The organism is Actinomycetospora sp., from assembly GCF_036497245.1.
Classification (GTDB): Bacteria; Actinomycetota; Actinomycetes; order Mycobacteriales; family Pseudonocardiaceae; genus Actinomycetospora.
Window position 1 is genome coordinate 1 of record NZ_DASXJS010000022.1, and the last position, 3457, is coordinate 3457.

At 71.3% G+C, this 3457-nt stretch carries 3 protein-coding genes and 2 pseudogenes; 1 reads left to right on the plus strand and 4 read right to left on the minus strand.

All coding sequences use genetic code 11. From position 1 onward, the window contains the following. The 4 genes and pseudogenes from VGI02_RS02880 to VGI02_RS29070 all read right to left on the minus strand — a co-directional run. A pseudogene (locus VGI02_RS02880) lies at nucleotides 1-189 on the minus strand (hypothetical protein); the annotation flags it as partial. Continuing rightward, a complete protein-coding gene (locus tag VGI02_RS02885) occupies nucleotides 186-923 on the minus strand; it encodes a phosphoadenylyl-sulfate reductase (protein ID WP_414638181.1) in 738 nt (245 codons plus the stop codon). The gene VGI02_RS02885 and the pseudogene VGI02_RS02880, both read right to left, overlap by 4 nt. Nucleotides 924-1074: 151 nt before the next feature. Next, nucleotides 1075-2844: a nitrite/sulfite reductase gene (locus VGI02_RS02890; RefSeq protein ID WP_331625743.1), complete on the minus strand. Its 1770-nt coding sequence runs from the start codon at nucleotides 2842-2844 to the stop codon at nucleotides 1075-1077. 136 nt (nucleotides 2845-2980) lie between these two features. Beyond that, nucleotides 2981-3250 (minus strand): putative leader peptide, encoded by a 270-nt coding sequence (locus VGI02_RS29070; RefSeq protein ID WP_414638182.1) that lies wholly within the window; start codon nucleotides 3248-3250, stop codon nucleotides 2981-2983. Between VGI02_RS29070 and VGI02_RS02895 the strand changes: the two are divergent. Continuing rightward, nucleotides 3146-3457, plus strand: a pseudogene (locus VGI02_RS02895) (radical SAM family heme chaperone HemW); the annotation flags it as partial. The gene VGI02_RS29070 and the pseudogene VGI02_RS02895 sit on opposite strands and share 105 nt — an antisense overlap.

Genomic DNA, 3457 nt, shown 5'->3' on the forward strand with positions numbered 1-3457 from the left:
CAGCATCGAGTCCTTGCCGCCGGAGAAGAGGATCACCGGGCGGTCGAACTCGCCTGCGACCTCGCGCATGACGTGGATGGCCTCGGACTCGAGGGCCTGGAGCTGGTCGACCTGCGACGCCCCCGACGTCAGGAAAGTCCCGTTGCTGACGCTGGACGTCTGAAAATCGTCGTTCACGATCGCGCTCATCCGTGCAGCCCGCACTCGGTCTTGGTGAAGCCCGCCCAGCGGCCGCTGCGCGGGTCGGCGCCCGGCGCCGGCTTGGCGGTGCAGGGCGCGCAGCCGATCGACGGGTAGCCCTCGGCGACCAGCGGGTTCACCAGTACCGCGTTCTCGGCGATGTAGGCGTCCATCTGCTCGTCGGTCCAGTGCGCGATCGGGTTGACCTTGACCAGCTCGTGCCGCTCGTCCCAGCTGACCAGGGGGGTGTTCGCGCGGGTCGGGGCCTCGACGCGGCGCACGCCGGTCACCCAGGCGTCGTAGCCCGCGAGCGTCCGCTGCAGCGGGACGACCTTGCGCAGGTTGCAGCACTGCCCCGGGTCGGTCGCGAAGAGGTCCTTGCCGAGCAGCGCGTCCTGCTCGGCGACGGTCTGATCCGGGAGCGCGTCGACGATGTTCACGCCGTAGACGTGCGCGACGGCGTCGCGGGTCCCGAGCGTCTCGGCGAAGTGGTAGCCGGTCTCCAGGAACAGCACGTCGACGCCGGGCCGGGCCTCGGCGCCGAGCTTGACCAGCACCGCATCCTGCATGTTCGACGCGACGATGAGCTTCTCGCCGTAGTTCCGGGCGGCCCACTCGAGGATCTCGTGGGTGAGCTCGACATGGCCGAAACGGGTCGACGATGCGCTCGACTCGAGCGCCGCGAAGGTCTCCCCGGCCGCGAGCGCGCCCGCCCGCCGGGTGTCGGCCTCGATGCTGGTCACTGGTGTGCTCCCGTCAACGCTGAGGGTGTCGCTGCAGGGGTGACGACGAAGGTGCTGCGGCAGTCCGCGCACTCCCACGCGCCCTCGGGGGTCTCCCGCGGGCGCAGGTCCTCCTCACCGCAGTAGGGGCAGTACTGGACCGGGAACGACCTCACGAGAGCTGGCCCTCCTCGGCGCGCACGACCCACTGGGCGAAGCGCTCGCCGGCCTCGCGGTGTTCCACGAAGGCGCGGACGAGCCGCTCGACGTAGGGACCGAGGTCGGCGGAGAGCACCTTGTGGCCGCGCAGCTTGCGGCCGAACCCGGCGTCGAGACCCAGCCCGCCGCCGAGGTGGACCTGGAAGCCCGCGGCCGGGTTGCCCTCGGCGTCGTTGACGATCTGGCCCTTGAGCCCGATGTCGGCGACCTGGACGCGCGCGCACGAGTTCGGGCAGCCGTTGAGGTGGATCGAGATCGGCGTCTCGAGCTCCGGCGCGATCTCCTCGAGCCGCTTCTCCAGCTCCTCGACCAGCTCGCCCGCCCGGTTCTTGGTGTCGACGAAGGCGAGCTTGCAGAACTCGAGCCCGGTGCAGGCCATCGTCGCCCGACGGAACACCGAGGGCCGCGCGGGGAGCCCGAGATGGTCCAGCGCCGTCGTCAGGGTCTCGACCTGCTCGGACGGGACGTCCAGGACCAGGATCTTCTGATACGGCGTGAGCCGGACCCGGCCCGACCCGACGTCCTCGGCGGCCTTCGCGACCCCGACGAGCGTCGAGCCCGACGTCCGGCCGGCCGGCGGCGCGACGCCGACGAACTTGCGGCCGTCGACCTGGTCGTGGATCCCGACGTGGTCGATGGTGCCCGCGATCGGGTCCGGGGCGGGCCCGTCGACGAGCTTCCGGTGCAGGTACTCGTCCTCCATGACCTGCCGGAACTTCTCGGGGCCCCAGTCGGCGATGAGGAACTTGATGCGGGCGCGGGTGCGCAGCCGGCGGTAGCCGTAGTCGCGGAAGACCTGCACGACGGCGTGCCAGACGTCGCCGACCTCGTCGAGCGGGACCCACGCGCCGAGCCGCACCGCGAGCTTCGGGTTCGTCGAGAGCCCGCCGCCGACGTGGATGTCGAAGCCCGGCCCGTGCTCGGGGTGGTTCACCCCGACGAAGCTGACGTCGTTGACCTCGTGCGCCACGTCCTGCTGGCCCGAGATCGCGGTCTTGAACTTGCGGGGGAGGTTCGCGAGCGAGCGGTCGCCGATGAAGCGCTCGACGATCTCGTCGACGGCGGGGGTGCCGTCGATGATCTCGTCCGCGCTGATGCCCGCGACCGGCGAGCCGAGCACCACGCGCGGGCAGTCGCCGCAGGCCTCGGTCGTGTAGAGGTTCACGGCCTCGAGACGCCGCCAGATCTCCGGCATGTCCTCGACGCGGATCCAGTGCAGCTGGATGTTCTCGCGGTCGGTGACGTCGGCGGTGTCACGGGCGAAGGTCTGGCTGATCTCGCCGATCACCCGCAGCTGCTCGGTCGTCAGCCCCCCGCCGTCGACGCGCACCCGCAGCATGAAGTGCCGCGCGTCGAGCAGTTCCTCGTCGACGTGGCCGGTGTCGGTGCCCGGGTAGCCCTCGGCGCGCTGCGTATAGAGGCCCATCCAGCGGAAACGGCCACGCAGGTCGGCCGGGTCGATCGAGTCGAACCCGCCGTGGGCGTAGATGTTCTCGATCCGCGCGCGGACGTTGAGCGGGTGGTCGTCCTTCTTGGACTGCTCGTTCTTGTTGAGCGGCTCGCGGTAGCCCAACGCCCACTGGCCCTCGGCCTTGCCCTTGCGGGGCTTGGGCTTCGGCTTCACCGGGGTGTCGTCGGGGACGTCCTTGACGGCGAGCGGGGTGGTCTCGGCGTAGGACTCCTCGGGCGTCGAGGCGCCTTCGCTGGACGGAGCGCTGGTCATCGGTGGTACGTCCTCCGGGGGAGCAGGACGCACGTTCTCCGCCGGCATCTGACTCAGCACGCCGAGAGGGGCCGCGCGCACCTGCTGACGATCGTGGTGGTGGGTGCCCGCGGGGGCGGGCGGTCAGCGGTGCTGCTCAGCAGCCCGGGCACAGTGCGCTGGCGATGCGGGCGAGGTCGACGTGGGGTCGACCGACGAGCATCGGATCCAGGGCGCGCACAGTTGCCAAGAGTGCCACGTCGTCCGGCGTGATTCCACCGCCGTGACGGGGGCGACTCCGGCGCGCGGGGACAATGGGGTCATGCCCTCCGTGCCTCCCGGCGGCGAACCCGCCCCGGCGGACGGCGCGCTGCCTCCGTCCGCCCTCGACGGGCTCGGCACGCGCCCGTTCGGCGTCTACGTCCACGTGCCGTTCTGCGCGACCCGCTGCGGCTATTGCGACTTCAACACCTACACCGCCTCCGACCTGGGCCTTTCGCCGTCGTCGACCGACGATCCGGCCTCGCCCGCCTCGTGGTTGGAGGGCTTGCGACGGGAGCTGGACCTGGGTGCGCGGGTGCTCGGGACGCCGCCACCGGCCGACACCGTCTTCCTCGGCGGAGGGACCCCGTCG

Coding starts and splice junctions, on each gene's coding strand:
- VGI02_RS02890 (WP_331625743.1), bottom strand. CDS start 2,844: ATGACCAGCGCTCCGTCCAGCGAAGGCGCCTCGACGCCCGAGGAGTCC.